Source organism: Panacibacter ginsenosidivorans, assembly GCF_007971225.1.
Classification (GTDB): Bacteria; Bacteroidota; Bacteroidia; order Chitinophagales; family Chitinophagaceae; genus Panacibacter; species Panacibacter ginsenosidivorans.
Genome location: NZ_CP042435.1, coordinates 5,045,762 through 5,071,730, shown reverse-complemented (window position 1 = coordinate 5,071,730; position 25,969 = coordinate 5,045,762). Strand labels below are relative to the sequence as shown.

Here is a 25,969-nt window from a genome sequence, read left to right as displayed (position 1 = left end):
TTATTTGGTGCCTGCAACAGGAAGGTAAATGGTGAAAGTTGTTCCAGTATTTATAACAGAATCTACTTTTATATGGCCGCGATGAAGTTTTATAATGCGGCTTGTTAGCGAAAGCCCAAGGCCAAAACCTGTCTCAGTTTTATGATCTCCTGCACGAAAAAATGGTTGAAAAATATTTTGTAATTCATCCTTGGCTATTCCCCGCCCTTCATCGATTACTTCAATAATAATCTCATATTGTTTTACTGATAAATTAATATTTGCTGTATGGTTAGATGAATATTTGCAGGCATTAAGCACAATATTTTTTATCGCACTAAACAACAGGTCCTCATTGCCAAAGATGAGCAGTTTTTCTTCTTCTTCCGGAAGGTCGTTAAAACTAAGCTTTACAATATATTCATTATTAAGTTTAATCATATCCCGCGGCATACGCAACAATATTTCATCTATGCGAACAAGGTCTATTTCCAGGCCACTTGAAGTGCCGGAAGCCTTTGCAAATTGCAGCAATGCCTGTGTAAGTTTATTTAAATGCCTTACATCCTGCAGTACAGAATGCATGACTGTTTTATAATCATTTGCGTTTCTTTCTTTTTGTAGTGATACTTCCAGCTGGCTGGAAACGGAAGTAAGCGGTGTAGATAATTCATGCGACGCATTGGCAATAAACCTGCGCTGCGTGTCAAAACTTTCCTCCAGTCTGTCAAGCAATTCATTAAGCGTATTAGTTAAATAATCCCATTCATCTTTGCTATTCCTTGAAACTATTCTACGTGTTAGATTTTGTGCCGAAATATCGTTTAATTCATCAGCAATCTTGCGAACAGGCCGTAAAAGGCCCGAAGTAAAGAAATAACCACCGGCTAATGCAATTAATATACCACCCACAAAACAAGACCATAAAATATATTGCAGTTGCTGAAGGTTCTTTTTACCTTCTGCATCATAGGCAGCTATAATAATGATTACATGGTTATTCTTATCAGTAAAATGATAACCTGCAGCATCTTTATTGTTTGCGGTAAAATAAACGTATTGGTTTTGTTTGGCCTCTTCGAGTATTTTTTTATCAACACTTATGGTATCACCCGGCTTATCGGCATATGCATATATTCTTTTATCATAAAAATCGTATGCCTGTACAGTCTTATTGGTCATAGCAAGTGCCGTGGAAGCATCGATCTTATGTATCAGTTCCTGGTTAAATGTTTCTGACTGTGCTAATAAACGGGCAGTTGTAACGGCACGGTTGGTAAGACGGTTATTAAAATTTTTTTGCCTGTTTATATACGAGAAATAATAAACAGCGCTGCAGAGCAACGATAGAATAACAAATACTATCAATGTAAAGAAAAGGGTAATTTTTATTCTTACAGGCATCAGCTCGTTGTTTCTTTAAGTATATAACCAAGACCTACCTGGGTTTGTATCAACTTATAAGGAAATGGCTTGTCTATTTTATTGCGCAGGTAATTAATATAGACATCTATCACATTGGTATTTGTATCAAAAGACATATCCCAAACATTCACTGAAATATCCGCTCTTGAAACTACACGGTTTTTATTTCTCATCATATATTCCAGTAACTGAAGCTCTTTTGCAGTGAGATTAATTATTTTATTTCCCCTCCTTACTTCCATGTTGTCAAGATTTAATTCCAGTTCATCAGCCCTTAAAATATTGCCGGAAGGTAATTGCTGTTCCATAGTTCTTTTCAGCAGCACACGTATCTTCAAAAGCAGTTCCTTAAATTCAAAAGGCTTCACCATATAATCATCTGCCCCTGCGTCGTAACCTTCCACCTTGTCATCTAAAGTACCCATTGAAGTAAGCATTATAACAGGAATGGCTGCATTTTGCCTCCGTATATGTCTGCACAAATCATAACCGTTCATACCCGGCAGGTTAATATCAAGTATTACCAGGTTAAAATCATGAGCATCAAATATCCTCTTTCCGATCTTACCATCATAAGCAACCTCAACATGATATCCATGTTCTGATAAACCAAATTTTAATGTATCGGCAATCTTTTGTTCGTCTTCAACTATTAGTACTTTTCGCTCCTCCATAGCTAAGGTTTTTTACAAGGAAAATTCAAAATTAACTATTGCATGGCTTCTAAGTTAATCCTGATTCTAATAGAATTCTAATCTTCATTTAAGACCCCGCTAATACTCTGCCTATAATTTAGTACATATTCAACTTATAAAGTTTAAACCATGCATGCATGAACACTCATTTTTCTAATATATTAATACCCGTTGATTTTTCTATCAATACTGAAATAGCAGTTCAGAAAGCGCTATGGCTTTCCGGGAAAGAAGTTACTGTAATTCACCTTTTGCATGTTATACATACAACTTTCAAGGCAGTCGGTTATTATGTATCAGGTTTTATTATGCCTCCACCTTTGACAATACCTTCAATTAAAACTACAGTAGAAAACAAACTGGAAGAAATAAAATGCCGCATACTGAATTTCGGTTCAAACATTGAAGTGAGAACCCACATAATTAAAGATAATTCTATACAGGATTCTATAATAAGCGCTGCCAATGAGTTGCAAACTGATCTGATTATAATTGGCAGAAGCAACAACCATAACTGGTTTCCTTTTCTAAAAACCGTTAATGCAAATGTGATAAACAGGGAAACAAAATGCGCTGTATTAACAGTAAAGCCGGGTAGTATTTCCAGGAAAATGCAGTCAGTAGTAATGCCAATTGACAACAATAAAACTGAAAGAAAAATCGAACTGCTGAGCGCATTAACAGGCACTAACCGGCCAAAGATCTATTTAGTTGCTATATTCAAAAAAGATGATCCTGATAAGTGGCCCAGTGTATTTCTTGAAACCTATCGCACTCTGTCACATTATCTCCATTACCCGGTGGAATATGAAATACTAACAGGAAATAACACCGCAAAAGCAATTTACGCTTATGCAAGGTCTGTAAGAGCCGACATGCTTATTCTTAACTCGAATGAAGAATCTAAAATCAATTCAATTTCCGGCATGCAGACAACCGATCTCATCAGGCCTAACTCAAAGCTTAATGTATTAACCGCGTGAATAATTCGTAATTAATTTATCAAATAAAAAAAGGGCATTTATGAAAAGTATTTTTATTATCATTATCTGTTTAATTTTTTCAACAGCAGTTTTTCCTCAAAGCATACAGGAAGTAAAGGCACTTATTTATCATCAACGTTACAATTCTGCAGAAAAAATGTTACATACTATTTTGCAGGCTGGTGCTGATAACGAAGAAGCTTGGTATCTTCTAATTAAAACAAACCTTGAACAGGATAAAGTAACACAAATAAAAGATAGCCTTCAAAAAGCCCCGCAGACAGTATTAAATGCACCCTTAATAAAAGCTGCATATGGTCATATTTTATTAAGAGAAAATGACGCAGCAAGTGCACAGCAAAATTTTGAAGCGGCTTTAAAGCAAACAAAATATAAAGATGCTGCTGTATTGATAGAGATTGCACAAGCTTATATAGATATTAAAGAGGCAGATGCAAACTATTCTATAGAATTATTAACAAAGGCAATTAAAAGAGATAAAAAGAATCCAGAAATTTATGCGCTTATGGGCGACGCATACAGTAAACTATCCAACGGTTCTGATGCCTATAGCGCTTATCAAAAAGCATTGCAGGTTGATCCTTCTTATGCCAGGGCGTTCTACAGATTAGGTAAAATATTCACCTCGCAAAAGAACCCTGTCTATATGCAGTATTTTAATGATGCCCTGACAACTGATTCATTGTATGCACCCGCCCTTTATGAAGTATATTATCATTACTATTACCGCGATGCAGCACTGGCGATGACATACCTGAAAAAGTATATTGCAGCATCTGATTACAGTATAGAGAATGATTACATGCTTACTGATATGTTACTTGTGCAGAAAGATTATAAAGCTGCTGTGCATAGCGGGCAGGAACTAATCAAGAAAGAGGGTAAAAATGTTTCTCCAAGGATCTATAAGCTTGTTGCCAATAGTTATAAAAATCTGAATGATAATGAAAATGCGTTTGAATACATGCAAAAGTATTTCAGCAAAAATACAGATACAACTTTCCTGGTATCAGATTATGAAACAATGGGTGATATATATGCAGAAACGGGAAAGAATACAGATTCAGCAGCATATTATTATGCTATGGCAGCCAAACTAAACGAAAAGGAGGCAGAGCGATTTAGGTTGTATAAAACAATTGCAACATTATATGGAAAAGAAAAAAATTATGAGCAACAGGCTTTATGGCTAAAAAAATATTATGATGGTAACGTAAAAGCCACAAATGTTGATTTGTTTAACTGTGGTCTTGCATATTACTATGCCACTGAATATAATAATGCCGATTCTGTCTTTGGTATCTATACAAAAAAATATCCTGATCAGAAATACGGTTATTATTGGAGAGCAAAGGCTAATGTGGCAATAGATACAGCAATGGAAAAGGGTTTGGCAATACCTCACTATCTTAAAGTAATTGAGATTGCGGAAAAAGATACCGCGGATGATCAAAACAGGAAAAGGTTAATAGAAAGCTATGGCTACCTGGCAAGTTATAAGGCTAATCACGAAAAAGATTATAACGGTTCGTTGCTATATTTTGAAAAGATATTGGATCTGCAGCCAGAAAACGAAGATGCAAAAAAATATATAGCAATATTGAAAAAGTATGTTAATGATGGCATCAATTAAAAAGCCGGGAAAATATATCGGGTAGCATTATCTGGATTATCTTTTATTAAAGAAATTATTTAACAGTATAATACGATAAATATATCCTGTGCGGCTTTGCCAACCTTTGTACTGAAAAGTATCCGGCGATGGTTTTCAATCCCACTTTTTACTAATGAATAATAGATTATGAATAACCTTTGGGGCCATACATATTTGGGAAATGATATAAAGACGTGGTTAATTGTATCAGGCATTATCATTGGTGGATTTTTGACTACCAGATTTTTTAAAGGTACTTTGTTAAAAAAATTTAAACGGTGGTCAAAAAATACGAAAAGCTCTTTTGATGATTTTATCGTAGTATCTTTTGAAAAATATGTTATTCCGTTTCTTTATTTCCTCATCGTTTATGCAGCCCTATCTTACCTTCATATGCCTCAGGTAACAGAGCAACCCATCCATACAGCTATGCTGCTGATTTGTACTTATTTTATTTTACAAATTATCAATTCAGCATTACAGTATTTTTTACTTAGCGTTTTAAAAAATCAGGATGGTGGTGAAACAAAACAAAAACAAGCCAGGGGTTTGATCATCATCATCAAAGCAATTGTCTGGATCATGGGGGTTGTATTCGTTTTGGATAACCTTGGATACAATGTAAGTACCATCATTGCCGGGTTGGGAATTGGGGGTATCGCGATAGCTCTTGCGGCGCAAACAATATTGGGAGACCTGTTCAGTTATTTTGTAATTCTATTTGACCGCCCTTTTGAAATCGGTGACTTTATTATTGTAGATGATAAAATGGGCGCTGTTGAATATATTGGAATCAAAACCACAAGATTGCGCACTTTAGGTGGGGAGCAATTGGTCTGTTCCAATAAAGATCTTACAGACTCACGTGTGCACAATTATAAAAGAATGGAAAAAAGAAGAGTAGTTTTTAACATTGGTGTAACCTATCAAACAACATCAGAGAAATTAAAAGCTATACCAGTTGTAGTAAAAAATATCATTTCAAAAACCAATGATGTACTTTTTGACCGTGGGCATTTTTCGGCATTTGGAGATTCAAGCCTCAATTTTGAATTTGTGTATTTCATACTCAGCTCAGATTACGCTTTATATATGGATAAGCAACAGGCAGTAAATTTTGAAATCTTTGAAACGTTTGAAAAAATGAATATCGATTTTGCATATCCTACAAGTACTGTATTTATTAATAAGGAGCAGCCAGTATTTGAATAAAAAATATAGTTATTGATATGAGTTTGCCGAAATAATGAACCAGACTACATAATTATCTGGCATTTTGATGCATCACTGTAACTACAATTATAAATTTTAGTAAGGATAATAACGAAGTGTAACAATTAAAAGAAAGATGAGAAAAGATAGAGAAAGCGAATACAAACATACATGGGTAATGTCAATCATTCCAAAAACCAATTAAGCCTTTAACGCATTCAGGAAACAGTTCTTTTACTTTTCCGATAAAGCCTGAAGGAAGTAATAAGAGAGTTAGTTTTTATTTTATTTGCAAATTAAAAAAGGCCGCAAATTGCGACCTTTATATTAATTAATAATCACGTGCCCAGAACAGGAATCGAACCTGCACTACCTTGCGATAACCAGATTTTGAGTTCCCTTTAATACTTAATCTAAGTTAACTAAGCTTATCTTAGTTTAATTTAATAAATTGATTGTCAAATATTTAGAGTAATTTTTTAATTTTACTTACTCTTATTAATAAGACGTTTAACTGGCGATTGTTTGCAAATTTGTTTGCAAATTTTTGAGGAAAAGATATTGTGAAAGTGAAATTATTCAGTTATGTCCATATCATTATCTATTATTCTCGATACACGAAGAATAAAGCAGAAAACAAACAAATACCCTGTCAAAGTTAGGGTAACATTTAAAAGGGTTAGTAGGGATTATCAAACTATCTATGATCTGTCCAAGGAAGAGTATGACAAGCTCACTGCGCCACGCATAAATGCGGATCTGCAAATTGTAAGGGAAGGACTTAAGGAAATTCAAAGAACTGCAGAAAATGCTACGAAAGATTTTCTTGACTTTACCTTTCATGAATTTGAAAAAAAATATATCGTTGATAATCGGTTTTTCCGTCCAAGGAAGTTTAGAAATGTAGAAGCTCCAATAACTAATTATCAATTTGACTTTTCTTCTTATGAACAAAAGTTTTCAATCTTAAAAGAAGACCAATCCAAACCCGATTTTATTTCTACTGTTTATATTTCATACATAAAAAAGTTATTACAGGAAGGTCGTATCGGAAGTGCATTCAATTACCAGGATAGCTATTATTCCTTAAAGAAATTTAGAAGCAACCTTCCTTTTGCTGAGATTACTGTTAGTTACCTAATTCAATACGAGCAATGGATGCGTAATAAAGATTGCAGCAAATCTACAGTTGGAATTAAACTCAGGCCATTGCGTGCAATCTTCAACGAAGCGATAGAAGCTGGTATAATTGACAGAAAAAGATGCTACCCGTTTGGCAGAAGAAAATATCAGATTCCTACTTCCAGGAATATAAAAAAAGCGCTTCTGTTAAATGATATAGCCCTTATCTACTATCACAAACCTATTTGCGTAGATGAACAGAAGGCAAAAGATTTTTGGCTGTTTTGCTATTTAGCCAATGGCATCAACCCAAAAGATGTGGCGTATCTAAAGTTTAAAAATATTGAAGGTGAGTATTTAGTTTTTGAACGGGCTAAAACAGAGAACACTACAAGAAATGATCCCAAACCTGTTACAGTTTTTTTAACTGAAGACATATTGGGCATCATTGATAAATGGGGAAACAAAAACCGTAAGCCAGGCAATTATATTTTCCCTGTTTTAGAAGAAGGGTTGACTTTGCTTGAACAACATTTTGCTGTAAGAGCATTTGTAAAATTCATTAATGATAGAATGGCGAGGATCGGAATGGAATTAGGTATTGAAAAAAAGCTTACAACGATTGTATCTCGCCATTCATTTTCTACACAGTTAAAGAGATCAGGTGCAAGTACTGAATACATCCAGGAAGCTCTAGGTCATGCTGATAAAAAAACTACAGAAAACTACCTTGATAGTTTTGAGAAAGAAGTAAAGAAAGAATTTGCCGCAAAACTCACCGCATTCAAACATAACGATCTGAAAACCGCCTGACTTACGTGCTAAATTCAAACAAATGAAACCATCAAAACAATATCTCCATTTGATAACTGAATTAAAGCAAAGTATTATCAACAGTCGCTACCAGGCTGCAAGGTTGGCAAACCGTGAACAATTAATGCTGTACTTTAAAACGGGTAAGATGCTTACAGAAAAGATTGATGCGGAGAAATGGGGCGCCAAAGTGGTTGACCAAATATCAATAGACCTTCAAAAATTATTGCCCGGGCTAAAAGGTTTCTCCCGCAGAAACTTAATGAAAATGAAACAATTTTATTTGGAATATCATCAGTTGGTAATTGTGCCGTCGGTAACGGCACAATTGGAAAAATCAACGGAAAGCTTATTTGTGCCGTCAGCGGCGGCACAAATGAATGCAGAGATGTTAAGCGCATTTGCGTCAATAAGTTTCAGCCACCATATTGTTATTTTAAGCAAATGCAAATCCTTTGAAGAAAGAATGTTTTACATTCTTGAAACTGCTGCACAATTCTGGCCGGTCAGCGTAACGGAGCACCAAATAGATGCAGGTCTTTTTCAAAAACAGGGAAAGCTACCCAATAATTTTTCTAAAACCTTAAGCGAAGATTTAAAGCCATCAGCCCTGCAGGTTTTCAAAGATGAATATTTGTTTGACTTTATTTATATACAGGACGGTGATGATGAAAGAAATATAGAAAGTAAAGTGGTAGCAGAAATCCGCGATTTCATTCTTCGTATGGGCAAAGGCTTTTCTTTTATTGGCAATCAATACAGGGTAGAATTAGATGGCGAAGAATTTTTTATCGATCTGTTATTCTTCAACCGTAACCTGCAGTGCCTTGTGGCATTTGAATTAAAGAAAGGAAAGTTTAAACCGGAATATGCAGGGCAGTTAAATTTTTATCTGAATGTACTGGATGAAAAAATAAAACTGTCTCATGAAAATTCCAGTATTGGAATTGTATTGTGTAAAGAAAAAAATAATACAGTGGTTGAGTTTTCAGTAAAGAGTATAGACAAAGCGATGGGCGTAGCTACTTATAAAACATCAAAGCAAACCCCAATTCAAATGAAAGGTATATTACCTGACGCTAATGAGTTGTGTAAGCTGTTAGAATAATTTTTATGATACCAGCTTAAGTTTTTCATGGCATCATCGTTGCGTCGCAATCCGTTCATCGGTTGGAAGGAATGGCATCTTTTTTATATGAGAGGTAAACTATGTTAGTTATTTTTTATGAACATGACGCTTATATACAAAAACTTTAAAGTTTTCAAGATCTTTTTTGCTTAGCACTTGTGCACATACTCCATGAATAACCTTCTGTAAATATATTTTGCCCTCCTCACTTTTTAGCCTGTTATATACCGCTTCCCTAAACTCCTCTGAAATTGACACCTTGTAAACGCAGTCAGTTACTGCAATTTTACCGCTTTTTACAAAAGTTATTTTGTCAATACAATTTCTTCCAACCCTACCAATCAGAATATCTCCCTTCTTAGCAATCACAGGTTCTTTATTAAGTTTATAATGAGTATTTCGCAACGATAGGCCGTTAATGCTCCAATTACTGGTAGTGTGAAAGTATATTTGTTTTGCTTTTTCAAGTTCATTTTTAGAATAATTACCCCTTCGAATCGTAACTCCCAATTCTTTTAGGGTTTTCCCTTTAATATTTTTATTTGCAGAGGCATGGTATTTATAATCCATACGTTCTATCAAATCAGTTTTTTGTATCTTAATTCGTTTTTCAATTTTCCCATTAAGGTCGGCTTTGCATAATTGTACTGTTCTGGTCCTGGTTTGACCTTTGTCTAAAATAAGTATGTAAGTTTTTGCTTCAGTTTTATTGAAAATTTTTGGCTCTAACTGAATTACCATTTTCAGGTCATGCCTTTCAAGCAGATCCTTCCTTAGTAAATTAAAATTATGTCCGCAAACAATGCCTTCCGGAACGATAATTCCTAATGTCCCTTTATCTCTTAACAGGTTAATATTTTGCGCCAAAAAAATTAGGTCAGATGTATAACAGGGTATATTAACAGAATTGTTTAATCCCGCATTTCTCAATATTGTTTTGTACTTCGATCTTTTTTTAAGATTCAAATAGGGGGGGTTACATATGGCGATATCCACAGTACCCATTTTTATTTTAATACTCTTTCCTAGAGATATATCCAGCGAATTAATATTGTGTAACCTTACATTTGGTAGTCTTTCATTTAAGCTATCAAGCCGTTCCTTGTCTACATCAACACCATAGTACTTAGCATGTCTCCACTTCTTAATAGCTGCCACTGTCAAAGCCCCGTCACCTATCCCTAAGTCCACGATTACTTTCGGCCCCCTGAAATCAATATTTTGAATGAGCAGGTTTGAAAAGTGATCTTTTGTAAAATATTGTGCTAGATATGCCATTATTCTATTCTATATAAGTAGTTAAGTTATAAATATCCGCTTTTAATATCTCTTCGCTCCTGAATAGTTTTTCTACAGGGAAATCGTAAATTAAATGACATTGCTTATGCTTTGTTGCAAATAAAGCAGCACCTAAAGAATGCGGCCTGGTGCCCAAAGGTGCAATTAGTAGTTTGTAATCACTTCCATAGAGATCATAAAGTTCTTTCAATAACCTGTATAGGCCAAAGGGGCTGGATGCTTCACAAAATCTGATCTGCTGTTCAGATTCAGCATCAGAAATCACTTTATAGTTCATATAAAGGGCTGTCAAATTCCAACCAGGCACAAACGATGGGAAACCTAATATTGGAATAAGGCCACCCTTAGGTTCAACACTTTCAAAAATTGAAATCAAACGTTGTCGTTCAAACCCAAAAGGAGCTATAAGCATTTCTTTTTCCTCACGGTTAATCTTGGCAAACCCCGGTACAGAATAGTTACACCCAATAATTTTTTCATACAGTTCAAACTCCTCATCTTCAGTAATAAGATGGTGATTCTTTTTATACTTTTTAGGTTCAGTATATGCAGCAAACAGTTTTTTGGGCTTGATTTCTGTAAGAAATATTTTGATAAGTAGAAACAAGATAGGCTGTGCTAGGCAGGTAATATCAATACACACACTGTTTGCATCAAACTTATTTTGTTTTAAAAATTTTCTTAAGTCGGGAATTAAGTTCAATCCGTCTTGTTTGTCAATTATATCACCATTATCTTTTCTGATTTCATAGTTTAAGGTATTTGCATCTTCATCAGTACTAAAATAAATCACCTTGCCCTTAAAATCTTTCAAGCTTCGTTTTACATGATTATAGCGGTCGTCTTTTTCACTATCTGCCCTTAATCCACATATAAGTACATCAACTTGCTGGGAAAAATACGGAGCGCTGCTATGATCGAGATTAAATTTCTCCTGATAAATCATCTCCATAAAAGTTTAATTTTCCCTGGATACTTTCAGTGTTTTTATTGACAATTGATCTGACAACCTTTTCTACTTCACCTGTAGTGCCAATTAATAAAGTTTTTAACTCAGCGGGTTCAAGAAATATCTTCCTTTTTCTCCTATGTGATATTTTAAAATAAGGGCAATAAATGTGATTTATATGGTAATCTGTTGTTTCAATAGCCTCTGTGTTTTTTTCCTTCGTAGGTAAATCAAACTGAAGCACATTGTGCAGTATGGCATTTTCCAAAATCCGTAATGCCTCTGGCGAAAGTGCTTTTAATTCCAGAGGTTTTGTATAAAAATGATTGGGCTCTGGCTCTCCCAAAGTTGCATCGGGGTCAGTATGTTTTAAATAAAATATTTTTCCAATTGCTAACATAAAACGTTTTAAGTGCATGCCATCTGGAACAAAGCCCTCTATTTTTGATACTTTGGATTGACTTACATAGTGTGCAGCATTTGTTTGCTCGTCAATAGTTAGACTCCTTGGATTGTCAAATGTAAAGCCCTCGCTGAATGCATAATCGAAGGCGCTTTCACAAATCTCAAGAAAGCTCCTTATCACTCCAGACGACAACATTGAAAAGGTCGACAGGCCGTGATATTTTTTTATAATATCCAGTTCCTTACAAAGGAGAAAATAAGTAGCGAATCCGGTATTATGCTTCCAGCTTTGATAAACTTTTGTGTTGCTCTTTGCATTTTCAAAGAGTTCCTTAATTGAAACTTTATTACGGCGATTCAAGATGGAAATATGCATTCTTACCAGGTCAGGTGTACAGTTCACAAGAACGTTGTAAACCTCCTTCATTTCATCTTTGTCAAAGTAATGTCGGTGTGCATTATCTTCTTCTATTAATCGTTTTAATCTTGTTCGTATAGAAGGCATTTTAGAAGATTGCTCAAATTCCTTCAGCTCTATTTCTTTGCCATAATCTTTCAGATAAAATCTTATATCAAGGAAATCGTCATTAGAAACTAATGCTTCAGGTAAATAGTCCTTAATTCGCTTTGAGCAAATAGAAACTAATAATCTCTCGTATTCCTCTTTTCTTTCATAACTATCAATTTCGGGGTAGTAGTGTAAATAATCATCAGGCTCTTGAATTATTTCTCCCGATATTGTTTCTTCGGTATGCCTTCCTTTGGTCTTTACTCCAAAATCATATACAAGCCAATACTTGCTCTGTTTTAGCAAAGTATTCAATTGCTTTTGTTGAGCTTCATTCAACTCTTCAAATTCATCAATAAAAACATGGAACCTTGCTTCATTAAATAACTGAATTTTTCGGATTTCCTCAATAGCTGTTGCAATGAGGGTGCCTGCATGTAATCCAAGTGGTTTCTTTTTCTCAGGGTCATTGGAGAAACCTTCGATCTCATCCAATACAACATCAAAATGATTATATGTCTTTTCCAGGCTTTCTACGTCACAGTTAAATTCCAGCTTGCCGTTTATTCTTTTAACTAGGGTTGAAATTTCATCTTTTGCGATATACCCTCTATCGATACAATGGCTTAAAAAATTAAGGACATCTTTACAAATAATAATATTAAAATAGGTATTGAATACAGATTGCCATTCCCATTCTTCAACGCCTTTTTTTGATAAATTTTTCCCAACAAACTTACCGTCAACCTTATAGTAAAACCCAATTAAACCAGTTTTGGAAAATATTTCTGTAACGTTAATTCCTTGGGTCTCGTATTCAGCGAACTTTTCTTTCCAGGAGTTGCACAAAAAAAACATCGTTTTCCCACACCCTCGGCTTCCTTCAAAAATCAGTGGCTTTTCAGACAACAGATCTGTAAATGGTTCTTTCACAAAATACCGCCAGGTATCTTCTCCCATCTGCTCGGCTCTGTTTCTGTTAAATGGGTTCTTTGCTCGCATTATGAATTTGAGTTTTTTCGTTTCAATAAAGGCTTCCAGTCATAATTTTCTGTCCAGAATATAGGCAGAGTCCAGTCTGGTACGGAATTATGCATGAATAAAGAAAAATCCAGTCCGGCATAACCCACTCGTGGCACACCATATTTGCTACCAATGTCATCAAAATAAGTAATTGCGAAGTTCATTTCTTCATCACTGTTCCAAATGATATTCTGACTTGAATATATCTTGTTACGTTCCTCAAGTTTGTCACATATTACTACTCTCAAGCCAACCAAATCTCCAGTGAGTTGTAAATCCAGGACTTGATTTTCATAACCAATCAAAGCCAGGTAGTAAATGTCTACCCCTTTCGCTAACGCTTTATTTTTTACATCAAGGAATGTTGTGTTCCAGAAAGTATTCAACTGATCCCCGCTGCCAATACAATCATCAACAATGATTATTTTTTCAATATTATCAAGATCACTATCCTTAATATTAAAATGAAAAATTGTATTTGATGGGCTGATAGAAAGTTTTGTAGTTAGATATCTTATAATAGCATTGCCGCTTTCATTAGGCCTGTTCTTATCCAAAAGTGGAACAAATAAAATTTTATCAACCTTCTGCCGTACCTCAGCTTCAGTAACTGATTGAGGTACAAAAATATTGTTACTTGCAATCAGGTTGCTTTTTATTTCCTCGCCAATTATTTCATGATAAATGCCATGTCGTAATAGTTCAATTAGATTTTCTTCACTGTAGTAAAGACTATGCAATAGAATTTTAACAGCCAGATATTTGCCTTCAGGGTCTTTAAAATTTCCCTGCAGCCAGTCAGTTAAATTTGATTCTTTTAACCCACTCCATTGATTTGTTCGGCATATTACTCTTATTAATGTGCTTTTATTAGAGTAATATAACTTCATATCCGGTATGCTTGGAACACTCATTATACTGCAATTGGTGCTTTTATCGAGGAATGAGGGTTATATCCCTCTAGTTTAAAATCCTCATACTTAAAATCAAATATATTTTTTATTTCTTTATTAATAACCATTTTAGGGTAAGGCCGTGGTTCCCTTTCCAATTGAAGTTTCACTTGTTCTATATGATTGTTGTAAATATGGGTATCTCCAAAAGAATGCACCAATTCACCTACTTCCAAATCACAAACCTGTGCAGTCATCATGGTTAGCAATGCAAAGGATGCAATATTAAAAGGCACACCAAGAAAAAGATCAGCACTTCTCTGATACATGTGACATGATAATTTTCCTTCAGCAACATAAAATTGAAAAAAAGCATGGCAAGCAGGTAGCGACATTTTTTCTATATCTGCTACATTCCAGGCGCTGACTATAATCCTTCTTGAATCTGGATTGGTTTTAATTAAATGTATTGCATTACTTATTTGATCGATATGTCTTCCATCTGGGGCAGGCCATTTACGCCATTGGTACCCATAAATAGGACCCAATTCTCCATTCTCATCGGCCCATTCATCCCAAATCGTCACCCCGTGCTCCTTCAAATACTTAATGTTAGTTTCACCTTTTAGAAACCAAAGAAGTTCGTAGATTATTGATTTTAGATGAAGTTTTTTTGTTGTTATTAGTGGAAAACCTTCTTGCAAATCAAATCGCATTTGATAGCCAAAAATACTAAGGGTACCCACCCCAGTTCGATCTGTTTTCTTATTTCCTTTTTCTAAAACGAATTGGAGAAGGTCTTCATATTGGTTCATAAAAATTGCTTGTGTTGATTACCAGATTTTAACCAAATATTGTTCTGCGGTTTTTGAGTAAAAACAAATATAGTCAATGAGTACTTAACTTCAACCTCTCCACCTCTTCCCCAATCAACCGCTTCACTTCCATCTTCACCTGGTAATAATTATCCATCACCTGTTGTCGCGTAACATTTGATACAACAGGTATCTCTTTATATCTGCCTACTTCATCGTTCAGCTTATCAGTATCATTAATAATCTCTGCATTAAACATTTTAAGTTTAATCTTTTCATGCGGATCATCAGCAACCATTCCCACAAATTCACCCGATGATAAGGCTGCGATCTTAGATGCCGGTATAGCGGCATCTAATTGTGTGGAGCGACTGATGGACGTATCATTGCGGTTAATAGAAACACTTTCCCTGTCCTGCATAATTTTACCAAAACGTTCAGATAAAAGTTTAGATGTTTCACCCATCACCTGACCACTGATAATATTACCAGTAATGTTTACAATCACATCTGCCTGTTCTTTGCCATAATCTTTTTTTAACTGGCTAAAATCCTGCATCGCTAAAGTGGTAGCAACTTTATTGCTTCTCGCCGTTGCTATCAATGAATCAATATGATTAAAAAAGATAGTCGGAAATTCATCAAACACCAGGCTGCATTTTTGCTTTCCTTTTTTGTTCACCATTCTTACCAATCTTGAAACATACAACGATAACACTGCGCCATAGATCTGTTGCTTCTCCGGATTGTTACCCATACAAACTATTTTAGGATGCGCAGGGTTATTTATATCAAGTGTAAAATCATTGCCCGATAATACCCAATACAATTGTGGCGAAGCAAGCCTTGCCATACCAATTTTTGCAGATGCAACCTGGCCTTCCAGTTGTTCCATTGCATCATTTTGATATGCCGTAACAAAGGGGTTTACCAACACTTCGATTTCAGGTTGCGTGTTTAGTACGGGAAAGAGTTCATCATAATCTGCCTGCATTAACTCTATTACATGTGGCAGCGTACAATATTTTCCATCATTATACTTTCGCAAAAACCAAATGACGGCGGTAACAAAATTGATAGGTGATTCTACAAAGAAATCCCCTTGCTTGTTGATCCACTCCCTGTTAAGCCCTAATAAAATTGTTCTGGCAGATTCTGTCGCATCTGTTATATCATGCATCGCAGAGGGCTCTAATGGGTTGCAGCGATGGGTTACAGAAAGGTTATCAAAATTGATCACATAAAATGACGGCACAACCGCATACTTGTCTTTATACAATTGCAAACAGTTGTAAGCAATCTTGGATAGGTCATCATATTTAAAATCGTAAATGAACATAGCAAAGCCTTTCTCAATATGCTGCTTCATCACATGCTGTATCACAAACCAACTCTTACCTGCACCCGGACTTCCAATCACTAACAAGCCACGAAATGGATTGATAATATTGATCCAGCTTCTTTTTACTTTTTCTTTCAGTTTATAGCGAGCCGGAAGATTAATGGAATACTCATTATTGATCAGCCTTTCTTCCTGCGGAAATGTTTCATTCAGGTCATTAAAAATATCTTTTGACAAACTCACCTTTATCAACCTGCTCAACATAGTGCCATTACTCAATACCAATAAAAATCCCAAACCACTACCTGTCATGTAAGCAACAGCAATTGTTGTGTTATCAACAGTAAGGCTAAAAAACAAATTGCTTGCGAAATAAAAAAGTAACCCAATAGCTATCCATGAGAGAATGCTTTTCAAACGCAGCTTTTCATCCTTTTTACCCATTGCACCGATTAGCGAAATAACCAACAACCCCAATGCAATTATTTTTGAAGTAACCCAGTGATTGAATAAACCAGTATTCGCTATATTCATCATCAGCCGGTCGCTGATGCTTGCTGTAAAATTCCATTCTCTAAAAGCTGCATAACAGTAGTAGTAAAAATGCAGTATCAAAATAGCGATAGCCGCAAGCCTTGTAAAATCAAGTATTTTCCTCAGCCCCATTTCATTTTCACCTGTACCCGACATAACAATATTTTAAAGATTGTAAATTTTTATGAACCCAAGTTTTGCTTTTCAATTAAGCATTCGTTGCGTCGCACTCTTAAACGTTCTTCTCATTGCTCAATAAAATTCCGGATGTATAAGTGTGCGACGCAACAGGCGGTGATAAAAGTGATAAAGCCTGGTACAAAAGATTTTTATAATTTTCATACACCTCACATTCTATGAATTAAAATTCTTCTTCTTTTTTCTTTTCTTTTTGAGTAACTGAAAGGGAGTATTTCCGAATTCTTGTTTGGGAGAAATCAAAACATTCAACAGGCCATAAGTTTTTGCAGACTGATCTTGTTGTGCATTTGTACTCAAATCATTTTTCAAATTGTCAATTGATTTATCAGTTTTACCAACATTTTGCATAGCCTCATTTTTTGAATGTCCATTACGTGAAGAAACTACGCGGATTTGCAATGCAGCAGCACTATATCCTTTGCCTATATCACTGCCATTAAAAACACATCTATTTTGATTGTTCACAAATGTTATCCCATACAACCTGCCTTCTGCATTTTGTCTTAACACGGTATAGATTTGCTTTTGTTGCAGAGAGGCCATCAGATTTTTCATACTGCCGGGTGACATTTGCAAACATTCATCAATCTCTTTTTTCATTCTTTGTTTCAATGGCTCTTTTGCAGTTTCATTTACGATAAATTTCTTTTCAAGATTATCCAATGTGGGCTTACAACCAATACTGCTTGCTTTAATGGGAACACCAACTTTATTTCCATCTGCATCTAATATCCGGTACACCAATCCTCTACTCTTATAAATTCTTCCTTCTTCTTTTCCTCTGTCGGCAACTACATTAAATTGTTTTAGTGCCGCATTAAATTCAGGTAACGATGAGAATTTATATTGACTAAAAACTGCAGCCACAACATTTGAAATACTTCTTTTGGTTTCAGTCTTTCCATAGATCGCTTTTTCAGGATCTACCGGCTTGATGCCAGGCTTCATTATCTGTTGCTGCCGTTCTGCTCTTACCAATCCATACATTCCTTCAATTTCTTTTCTCGCCTTTTCCGACTGATTTCTGCCAATGTTATGCGTATTAATTCTGCTGCCACCTTCCTTGATAGTTGTACTTACAATGTGAATATGCGGATGCCCGGCGTCTTCGTGTTTGTAAACAAGAAAAGGTTGTTCGCCAAAACCAATCTTATTCATATATACATTTGCAACCTCAACTAACTTTTCATTGGACAACTTTTCAGATGGATCAAAATTGAGCGACACATGCAGTGTTTTTGTAAATGCTCTTTCATTCAAACTGTTCAAACTTTCAAAGCCATTTAATTTTTGATAGAAATTCATTTGCTGTACATCACTTAAATAGTTGGCTGCATGTAAACATTCAGCGTTGCCTTTCTGTACTTTTTTTTCGTTATAGTTTAGTGCAGCTTCAATGCTTTTTGGTATCGTTATTTTTGCAACCATTCTTCGTAGAGTTTACTCACTTTTAATTTTATTTCTTCTACCTTGCTCACTAAAGATTGCTGAACACTTTCATAATGGTTAAGCCAAACCCTGAACTCAGGTATCTTATCCAGCAAGTGCAGTTTATGTACTGCCTGGTTGAAATTATTACCGATGGCATTCAGTTCCTTCTTAAGCCCCAGCATCTCTTTTAAAAAATCATCTGCAGACTGGTTGCGGTATTTGATCGTAATAGGCTTTTGCATGGATACTTTTCGCATATACTCACTCAGGCTCCTTTCTGTTGTTTGACTCTTGTATTTTTTCACCATTTTTATCTCTGCATCATTCATGCGTATTTTGATAAATGTTCTTCGCACTTCGCTTTCTTTCTTCTTCACGATCTTACCATTTTGTATTTGGAACAATATTCAAATCATCTTCTGTAATTCCCCCGAACGACTTCGGAGTGGAGAGGCAAGATTCAAACGTGGCCACGTTTGTACATCTTGCCATGTGCAAGACCGGGCACATTAATCCCTTGCAGATATTAAATAATCGCGAACCTTGATAATGCTGAAGTAATCGTAAATCATAACAAAATGCGGAATATATTTGAACGAAGAAAGAAAGCTAATAAAGCTTTGAATAATGCTGTTGTAAACTGCGTATTTGCAGCAAAGATTTTTACCTTTCATAACCTTTCATTTTCACTTAAAAATCTGATAGCATTATAAAGGTAGACCGAACGAAATTCCGTAACAATACATGGCTAAATTTTAGCCATGCTAAATTAAAAATGAGTTTTACGGGATCACATAAGCTTTTTAGCATAAACACTCTGTTTACTGCGTAGAACTACACATAAATTTTCAGGTGTTTATACGCTTGCAAAGAAACTTATGCTTGCTTACATTTACAGGTGTGATAGGAATAACTGTTGCAATAAAAAATTGATCATGTAAACGGTCTTATTAAAATAAAATTTCGGCCCTTAAACTTTTCTATTTCCACGCAGCAATAACACAAATCTATTTCCTATAAAAACATTACAGAGTTCAATCAGGAAGAAAGGGATGTTTTGATCTGCTTATTCATTAACACTCCTTAAATAGCTAACATAAATAACAGCTTGCCGGGTATTCTTTAAAACTTATCCGAATAAACCATTTCATGTCTTTTTTAACTTATAAAAACAATCAATTATGGCACTCGGTGATGGAATCCGCAGAAACATTGCGCATGTCGATCCAAGCGAAAGAGCTTTGCTGATCGACGCGATCAAACAATTAAATCAACGTTATTTTCCGGGAAGTAGGAACGACCCCAATCCCGGTGGTGTTTCCTGGTGGTTTAAACAGGATGAAATACACCAGGCAACACATGTACATGGTGGTCCGGAATTTATTCCATGGCATAGGGAGATAGTAAACAGGTTTGAGGCGATGCTTCGTGAGATTAATCCTCAGTTATCATTGCATTACTGGGATTGGACGCAAGACCCAAGAAATATTCCCAATGCGAACCTCGGTGGAGGAACAACAGGCAATCTTAATTTATTTACATCGTCGTTAATGGGCTCTTCTAACGGCTCAATTGGTGAGCCATGGTTAAGCGCAGGTTATTATGTTCCCGGAACATCAAATGACAGGGATGTAACAGGCAATCCTGCTGATGCACCAGCGGACGTTTTCAGGATTGTTGGAGGTTTAGGAAGTGGCCCTGAATCAATAACAAATGACAATAACAATATTGTTAACGGCGGAGATTATCCAACTATGCGTCTTGCAATGGAAAGCGCCCATAACAGGGCACATGGCTTTGTGAACATGGGTGGCGCCCATATTTCTTTCAGAGATCCTTTTGTCTTTTTACTTCATTCAAATGTGGATCGCTTATTTGCAAGATGGCAAACTGATCCTGCACATCCTGGACGACTGGATCCTGACCAGATATACGGGGCAGAATCAAATCTTGACGTTCCGGTTTTAGACCATATTCAAAATGTAAATCACAACATAGAGCCATGGTCTTCAGGCTTCTCAGAGGATGAATTTGGTGTGACCCATTTCACGAGACCTTGGTCTGCCCCTGAAAACGAGGGAATTCCTCATACCTATAAACATCCTTCTATTATTTTCCCTCCTTGTTATGATACAAATTTCAATAACATTCCGATTGTTGAAGTTAAGAATGCGGGTACACCACCTGTAATAAACTTTAATGATATACCATCTGGCGATACAGCAGTAAGAGCAGCAAGTTTCAAGGTTTACAGTTGTGTAGGTACAACCATTCGGGTGCAGCCAGGGGGTAACCCTGCAGCTCCTTTTTCCATTCTTCAACCTTTATCCGGTACAGTAAATGTTTCTCACGTTTTAGAGCCTTATGTGGAAGCGCGTATCTGGCTTGCTTTTACTGCTGGTGCAGCGAATGTGGCAGTACCTGATGGTTCAGTTACTTTTGAATGCGTGGAAAGCGGACAGACTTTTACTTTTATTTTAAGAGCAAATGCTATTGTCCGACCAAGGGTGGCTGTTATGCTTGCATTGGATCAGTCCGGCAGTATGGATGATCCTGCAGGCACTTCTGGTGCACATAGAATAGATGTATTGAAAGATGCAGCCGATGCTTTCATGGAAGTAATTCCGGCTAACAGTGGAGTTGGGTTAATTAGATTTGATACAGATGCTTATCCGGTAAATGACGCAACTTTTCCTGGATTCCCTGTTACAAGAATCACAACCAATAGCCAATTTGATCCAAACAGGATTGCGGCAAAAAATGCAGTATCCGCTCATCATACCAATATTAACGGTGCAACTTCAGTAGGTGATGGCTTGCAAATGGCGAGAACGGTGATCAACGCTGTGCCAATTGCGGACTATGAGCAAAAAGCAATTATTGTTTTTACTGATGGCTTGGAAAATCAACCACTTTCTATTGCTGATGTAGCCGGGTCGATAGACAACAGAACTTTTGCAATTGGTCTTGGTAATGAAACACAGGTTAACACCGGGGCACTTAAAGCACTAACTAATGGCACTGGCGGCTATCTTTTACTTTCGGGTATTTTAAGTTCAAGTATTGATGATTTTTTCAGGCTAAGCAAATATTTTCTTCAAATACTTGCTGGTGTTACAAATAATAATATAGTGCTTGATCCCAATGGATATATTGCACCCGGTAACAAAATAAAAATTCCCTTCCAGCTTAATGAAGCAGATATTGATGGGACTGCGATACTTATTACAGATGCACCTGTAGTAGATATGTTTATAGAAACACCGGGAGGATTGTGGATTGATCCGGTAAATGCTGCTGGTCATGGTATTGATTTTGCTGCCGGACAAAAAACAAAAAACTATAAATTCAATCTTCCTGTTGCTGCTGCTAGTGGAAACCATGCAGGTACCTGGAATGTTGTGCTGTGCGTAAATGATGATGATTATAAAAAGTATCTTTCTAAAATAAGAGAGACGCAAAAACGGAGTCAGTCCTTTGCCACACATGGAGCAAGATATTCTGTTGTAGTGAATACTTATTCCAATTTAAAAATGAATGTCTCAATACATCAAAACAGTCTTGAACCTGGAGCAACCTTAACCTTACGTGCCATTCTTACTGAATACGGTTTGCCGGTAGAAAAAAGAAGTTCAGTTCAGGTAGAAATCAGAAGACCAGATAACACTTCATTTTCGCTTTGGTTATATGAAGTTGAACCAGGCGTTTTTGAAAATTCTTTTACTGCTGGCATAAGCGGGATTTATATATGCAGATTTTTGGCAAAAGGTGTAACCCTGAGAGGAACTCCATTTACAAGAGAACAAACCTTAAATGGTACAGTTTTTAACGGCGGAGATAAACCCGATAACCCTATTCCATCAACACATAATGATTGTTGCTCTTTAATAAAATGCTTCCTTTATGATAAAGGTGTGCAGAATTATCTAAAAGAAAGAAAAATCGATTTCAAAAGTATATTGGAGTGTAATGAAAAACATTCCAAAAGGAGTCGGTTATTTCAGTAAATAAATTTTGACATTCAAAAGCCTGTAATGACTCTCTTACAGGCTTTTTTCATAAATAATCTCAGCTATTATATACATCCTTCATCGGCAAATGAATAATAACCTTCATTGCAGATAATAAGATGATCCATTACATTAATATCAAGCAGCTTTCCTCCTTCTTTTATTTTTTGTGTAAGCGTTGTATCTGCATTGCTTGGTTTAAGACTGGCGCTTGGGTGATTGTGTGCAAGAATAAGTGCTACAGCGTTTGCTTTTAAAGCGGCAGTAAATATGAGGCGCGGATCTGCAACTGTTCCGGTAATACCACCTGTTGAGACTTCATAAATACCTACTACTTTATTGCCTCTATTAAGTAAGAGAATTTTAAACTGCTCCTGCAGTTCCATTTTATCTTCATCCCACGTTTGAAGCAATATTTTATAAGCATCTTTTGAAGTAATGATTTTAGGACGTTCTGAAGCTTTTACTTTTGATTTATATACCAATTCTATTTCCGCAACCTGGTACAATGTTTCCATACTGAATGTCTGTTCCATAACATAAGATTTAATGATTTAAAAATTAATGATGGAACCATCGCTGCTTTCAGGCAATACAGGCCATGAAGCAACGGAATAAATAGCGCAGCGGTTTATGCCGGAATTTCATGGCCGCTTCAGCAGCCTGAAAGCGAAATTTGTGAAGGGATTAATAGAGAATAAAAAATAATCAGAGCATTTCTTTATTGATGATCTTGTTAGCTTTTTCTGATTCATCAATCGCCATTTTTATCATTGTTCTTAGCAATGGATTAATAGGTGTATTGCCTGGCATATCATACCAGTTTCCTTCTTTTGTTTTGTAGAGTTTACCAATTAGTAATTCTGTTTCAGCAATCTTATAAAGCGTATATTCTTTGAGTGTAGCTTTTATAATACCTAAAGGGTTTTCAGCATTGATAAATGCAGTAGCGTAAACATACCTGTTCCCGTCCTGTACAAAGATTTCAGTTTTTTCCATATTGCCGTATTCGCATTACAATAATACAAATTAGCCTGACAATTCAATATGATTAATTGTACACATCTGCCACAGTAAACACAACGCCCAAGCCCTTAAAGGCTTGGGCGTTTCCGGGCATTTATTAATGTGATGTTATGGTGGTGAAACCAACTGATCACATATAGCTACCCTGTTACCCGCTTTTACCAGTTTGTTTAAACAGATATCTAACTCAGCAACAGGAAAACAACATTGCATTTCTACATGTTCGCATTCACTTAAGATAATACCTGTAATACTGCTTACAATGTATGCATCATTATCAAAAGTAAAATAGCATTCTTCAATTCTTAGTAACACAATAGTATTACTGTATTTTGCTTTAAGAGATTGCCACGCCTTAATATGCATAATGTCGGGTTGAACGATTGCTTTATTATTACGCTTCATTTGTTTTTCCATAACTGATATTTTTTTGTTAGAAAATAAAAAGAACAGGGCAGCCATAGCTGCCCTGCCTTATTAATTTAGTAATAAAATAGCATCACCCTTATTTGCATAATCCGTACAAAGATTAAATGCTGCCTGTGTTCTTAATTGTGCTGTGCCGCCCAGCAAAACAGATTTTAATTTTGCTTCATCATTTTTATAGTTGCGTATATTTTGAAAATATCCTGTTACTGCATTGTAGGCTCCAAACAAAGTGCCTCTGGTAGTTGCATGCTGTTGCGTGGGGCTTGTTAATGCATATTCATACACATTATCACACATATTTTTAAAACAGGTAGAAAGCACATCATCTTTGCCAGCCTGTACATTGTGCAATACTTCTTTGTTTGGAATCATGGCAAGTTGTATCAGTTTTTTTATTGCGGAGTCGGCAATGCGCACTTTAGCCCAATGGTTAAAAATAGTTTCCATTTGTTCTGTTAGTTTATTGGCAATGCCCATCACTTTATGTGCCTGCTCCAGTCTTTGTTTTGCGTTGGCGGTGTGCCGTATTTTAATACTGTTGGAATAGTTACGAAGTGCTGCGTTTAAAGTATTGGCGCAAACAATACGCACAGGTGTAAAAGCTGCAAGAATACTTCCATAGCCATCATGGGAAGTGGTAAGGAATAAATACTTTTCTATTAAATCATCATTACCGACTTTAATATAACCCGGTAGTTTCGCAGTAATAAAAATGCGTTCGCCTTTACCCAATGCACCTGCTGTTTCATATTGAATGCCATCACCACCAACAATTGCATCAAAGAAACTGAATGCATCTGTATTTTGTACTACTTCATAATCCTTGCCCACTACGCCTAAGACCTGTTCTGTATCTGTACGCATGGTAGCAAAAAAATCAGGTACATCAATTTCAGGAATTTTAATATCTGTGTCTTCATCCGCTGCATTGTTTTCATTGTCATAAGTAAACAATGGTCTTTTTTCTACGGTGTAATCCAGCCCTGCATGTTTAATTGCTTCTGCACTGGTTGGATAGTCCTGCACAATTTGTCCCAACCCATGCCATGCTTTTTCCTTCACTGAAAAGAAACTGTGCTTTTCTGTTTGCTCATTGTAATTAAGATTGTGTGCCATGATCAAATTTTTAAATGATTAAATAATTGGTAAGGGTTAGGGTTAAAAAATCAAAACGGTAAATCATCTGTCTGCTCTGCCCCTGCTTCTGTTGCAACAGGTGCGGCTGTTTCTGTGTTGTTGCTTTCATACTTTGGCTTGCCATGCAGTTTAATATTGTTTACATGAAAGGTTAATGCAGCTTTCGCTTCACCCTGCATATTGTTGTAAGCGTTTACACCAATGCGCCCCTGCAACTCAACCAGTGTGCCTTTGGTGAGGTATTGGGCTATGTTGCTGTTTACCCAATAAGCGCATTGCACATAGGTTACCAGCTTTGTAACTTCGCTGCTGCCTTTAGGTTTGTAACTGTCGTTAATAGCTACATTGAAGTTTACCACCTGCCTTTCATCCTTCAAGGTTTTTACTTCTGCGTTTGCTGTTAATCTTGCTGTGATTTCCATAATGCTGATTTTAAAATATGAATAGATAATTGTTTACTGCTTAGTGTGAATTGAATAAAGTCAAATGTTGTGCTTCCACTTTGTTCGGTGCATTTTTATTGCTGTGCCGTTTAACGAGATAATAAATAGTGATGTCCTCGTTTAATGTAATTGCCCATGCAGCCTGTAATGATTTGCTGCGGTTGTGTTTCTTCTTGCGCTGAATTTCCCATGACAACTGCATGAGGTAAGAAAGTTTAGTATTGCGTTCCATGATGTTGCATTTTGCCTGTTGATGAAAAAAATATTTTGTAAAAGAAAAAATGGAAAAAAGAAAGCATTAAGAACTGCGGCTGTATTTAAGCCAAAAGGAAACGGAATAAATGATGGCTTTGTGCGTAAGGAGTTGTGTTTATGCCGTAGTCTTTTGGCAGCTTTTATTTAATCATACAACAATGACAGCCGCAAGCTTCGCTGCCTTTTTATCCATTGATTTTACAAAAGACAATACAGCCTGATATATCTGTGATTGC

General features: G+C 36.0%; 22 protein-coding genes. 6 read left to right on the top strand and 16 right to left on the bottom strand.

The window, feature by feature from the left end; genetic code table 11:
* Both FRZ67_RS21485 and FRZ67_RS21480 read right to left on the bottom strand, forming a co-directional pair.
* Positions 1–1,383, bottom strand: a complete 1,383-nt coding sequence (locus FRZ67_RS21485) for a sensor histidine kinase (RefSeq protein ID WP_147192621.1) — start codon at positions 1,381–1,383, stop codon at positions 1–3.
* A complete protein-coding gene (locus FRZ67_RS21480) occupies positions 1,383–2,078 on the bottom strand; it encodes a response regulator transcription factor (RefSeq protein WP_147192620.1) in 696 nt (231 codons plus the stop codon). The genes FRZ67_RS21485 and FRZ67_RS21480 overlap by 1 nt, the downstream gene beginning before the upstream one ends.
* A 158-nt stretch (positions 2,079–2,236) precedes the next feature.
* Between FRZ67_RS21480 and FRZ67_RS21475 the strand changes: the two genes are divergently transcribed.
* From FRZ67_RS21475 to FRZ67_RS21455, 5 genes are all read left to right on the top strand, one after another.
* The gene (locus FRZ67_RS21475) at positions 2,237–3,082 is read left to right on the top strand and encodes a universal stress protein (protein WP_147192619.1); all 846 of its coding nucleotides are present in this window, start codon (positions 2,237–2,239) and stop codon (positions 3,080–3,082) included.
* Between the two features lie 40 nt (positions 3,083–3,122).
* Positions 3,123–4,736, top strand: coding sequence for a tetratricopeptide repeat protein (locus tag FRZ67_RS21470; protein ID WP_147192618.1), 1,614 nt, complete (start codon positions 3,123–3,125; stop codon positions 4,734–4,736).
* A gap of 168 nt (positions 4,737–4,904) precedes the next feature.
* Positions 4,905–5,969 carry a mechanosensitive ion channel family protein gene (locus tag FRZ67_RS21465; RefSeq protein ID WP_147192617.1) on the top strand — a complete coding sequence of 355 codons (1,065 nt, stop codon included), beginning with the start codon at positions 4,905–4,907 and terminating at the stop codon, positions 5,967–5,969.
* Between the two features lie 585 nt (positions 5,970–6,554).
* Positions 6,555–7,904: a tyrosine-type recombinase/integrase gene (locus tag FRZ67_RS21460; RefSeq protein ID WP_147192616.1), complete on the top strand. Its 1,350-nt coding sequence runs from the start codon at positions 6,555–6,557 to the stop codon at positions 7,902–7,904.
* Between the two features lie 22 nt (positions 7,905–7,926).
* Positions 7,927–9,012 (top strand): PDDEXK nuclease domain-containing protein, encoded by a 1,086-nt coding sequence (locus FRZ67_RS21455; protein ID WP_147192615.1) that lies wholly within the window; start codon positions 7,927–7,929, stop codon positions 9,010–9,012.
* 108 nt (positions 9,013–9,120) lie between these two features.
* Here FRZ67_RS21455 and FRZ67_RS21450 read toward each other — a convergent pair whose 3' ends face one another.
* The 8 genes from FRZ67_RS21450 to FRZ67_RS21415 all read right to left on the bottom strand — a co-directional run bounded on the left by FRZ67_RS21450 (position 9,121) and on the right by FRZ67_RS21415 (position 18,810).
* Complete coding sequence (locus FRZ67_RS21450; RefSeq protein ID WP_147192614.1) at positions 9,121–10,311, bottom strand: N-6 DNA methylase; 1,191 nt, start codon at positions 10,309–10,311, stop codon at positions 9,121–9,123.
* A 4-nt stretch (positions 10,312–10,315) separates the two neighbouring features.
* Complete coding sequence (locus tag FRZ67_RS21445) at positions 10,316–11,284, bottom strand: hypothetical protein (protein ID WP_147192613.1); 969 nt, start codon at positions 11,282–11,284, stop codon at positions 10,316–10,318.
* Complete coding sequence (locus tag FRZ67_RS21440) at positions 11,256–13,196, bottom strand: ORC-CDC6 family AAA ATPase (RefSeq protein ID WP_445375998.1); 1,941 nt, start codon at positions 13,194–13,196, stop codon at positions 11,256–11,258. Before FRZ67_RS21440 ends, FRZ67_RS21445 begins: the two co-directional genes overlap by 29 nt.
* Positions 13,196–14,107, bottom strand: a complete 912-nt coding sequence (locus FRZ67_RS21435) for a phosphoribosyltransferase-like protein (RefSeq protein WP_158638426.1) — start codon at positions 14,105–14,107, stop codon at positions 13,196–13,198. The genes FRZ67_RS21440 and FRZ67_RS21435 overlap by 1 nt, the downstream gene beginning before the upstream one ends.
* A 23-nt stretch (positions 14,108–14,130) precedes the next feature.
* A complete protein-coding gene (locus tag FRZ67_RS21430) occupies positions 14,131–14,925 on the bottom strand; it encodes a thymidylate synthase (RefSeq protein WP_147192610.1) in 795 nt (264 codons plus the stop codon).
* A 73-nt stretch (positions 14,926–14,998) separates the two neighbouring features.
* Entirely contained in the window at positions 14,999–16,957 is a 1,959-nt protein-coding gene (mobC, locus tag FRZ67_RS21425; RefSeq protein WP_147192609.1) for a conjugal transfer protein MobC, read from the bottom strand.
* 198 nt (positions 16,958–17,155) lie between these two features.
* Entirely contained in the window at positions 17,156–18,430 is a 1,275-nt protein-coding gene (locus FRZ67_RS21420) for a relaxase/mobilization nuclease domain-containing protein (RefSeq protein WP_147192608.1), read from the bottom strand.
* The gene (locus FRZ67_RS21415; RefSeq protein WP_147192607.1) at positions 18,415–18,810 is read right to left on the bottom strand and encodes a plasmid mobilization protein; all 396 of its coding nucleotides are present in this window, start codon (positions 18,808–18,810) and stop codon (positions 18,415–18,417) included. The genes FRZ67_RS21420 and FRZ67_RS21415 overlap by 16 nt, the downstream gene beginning before the upstream one ends.
* 804 nt (positions 18,811–19,614) lie before the next feature.
* Here FRZ67_RS21415 and FRZ67_RS21410 point away from each other — a divergent pair.
* On the top strand, positions 19,615–22,440 hold the full coding sequence (locus tag FRZ67_RS21410) for a tyrosinase family protein (RefSeq protein ID WP_147192606.1): 2,826 nt from the start codon (positions 19,615–19,617) through the stop codon (positions 22,438–22,440).
* Between the two features lie 68 nt (positions 22,441–22,508).
* Here the strand turns inward: FRZ67_RS21410 and FRZ67_RS21405 are convergent, their stop codons facing one another.
* The 6 genes from FRZ67_RS21405 to FRZ67_RS21380 all read right to left on the bottom strand — a co-directional run bounded on the left by FRZ67_RS21405 (position 22,509) and on the right by FRZ67_RS21380 (position 25,710).
* On the bottom strand, positions 22,509–22,979 hold the full coding sequence (locus FRZ67_RS21405) for a JAB domain-containing protein (RefSeq protein WP_147192605.1): 471 nt from the start codon (positions 22,977–22,979) through the stop codon (positions 22,509–22,511).
* 172 nt (positions 22,980–23,151) lie between these two features.
* Positions 23,152–23,442 (bottom strand): hypothetical protein, encoded by a 291-nt coding sequence (locus FRZ67_RS21400; protein ID WP_147192604.1) that lies wholly within the window; start codon positions 23,440–23,442, stop codon positions 23,152–23,154.
* A 135-nt stretch (positions 23,443–23,577) separates the two neighbouring features.
* Entirely contained in the window at positions 23,578–23,886 is a 309-nt protein-coding gene (locus FRZ67_RS21395) for a MutS N-terminal domain-containing protein (protein WP_158638425.1), read from the bottom strand.
* A 60-nt stretch (positions 23,887–23,946) separates the two neighbouring features.
* Entirely contained in the window at positions 23,947–25,014 is a 1,068-nt protein-coding gene (locus tag FRZ67_RS21390; RefSeq protein ID WP_147192602.1) for a DUF932 domain-containing protein, read from the bottom strand.
* A gap of 50 nt (positions 25,015–25,064) precedes the next feature.
* Positions 25,065–25,457: a single-stranded DNA-binding protein gene (locus FRZ67_RS21385; RefSeq protein ID WP_147192601.1), complete on the bottom strand. Its 393-nt coding sequence runs from the start codon at positions 25,455–25,457 to the stop codon at positions 25,065–25,067.
* A gap of 40 nt (positions 25,458–25,497) precedes the next feature.
* Positions 25,498–25,710 (bottom strand): hypothetical protein, encoded by a 213-nt coding sequence (locus FRZ67_RS21380; RefSeq protein WP_147192600.1) that lies wholly within the window; start codon positions 25,708–25,710, stop codon positions 25,498–25,500.
* Positions 25,711–25,969: the final 259 nt, after the last annotated feature.